Annotated in this window: 1 protein-coding gene; it reads right to left on the reverse strand. The window is 40.1% G+C overall.

All coding sequences use genetic code 11. The annotated features are described in order from the left end of the window. Positions 1–509 (reverse strand): nucleoside monophosphate kinase (locus tag HC175_RS17475; protein ID WP_168139574.1); only part of this gene is annotated, 509 nt, incomplete at both ends.

Genomic DNA, 509 nt, shown 5'->3' on the forward strand with positions numbered 1-509 from the left:
CATTTCCCTCACTTGCCTGTCTCACCTCAGCCTTCAGCATATCGATAGTAACCGTATCGGGTACCAACTGACCTTTATCCATGTAGGCTTTTGCCAATTTCCCCAGCTCAGTCTCGTTTTTGATATTGTACCTAAAGACATCTCCCGTGGAAATATGTTTAAGGTTATAATGATCTTTAAGAATGGTAGCCTGGGTTCCTTTGCCCGCTCCCGGAGGTCCAAACAGCACAAGGTTTGTCATTTTATTCTTTTTAAGTTTATAAACCTGGGGGAGATTTCTTCCCAGGCCGTTATAATCAAGTCCGTACCCTACAATAAAATCATTCGGGATCTCCAAACCTATATAATCTATATGAAGAGACTTATGATAGGCAGCAGGTTTATAAAAAAGCGTTGCAATTTTATAGGACTCCACTTCCTCCTTTTTAAGAATCTTATCTATACTTTCAATAGTATTCCCGGTATCTACAATGTCTTCAATAATGATCACCTGCCTTCCCTTAAGCGAT

It is taken from the genome of Salinimicrobium oceani (assembly GCF_012037645.1).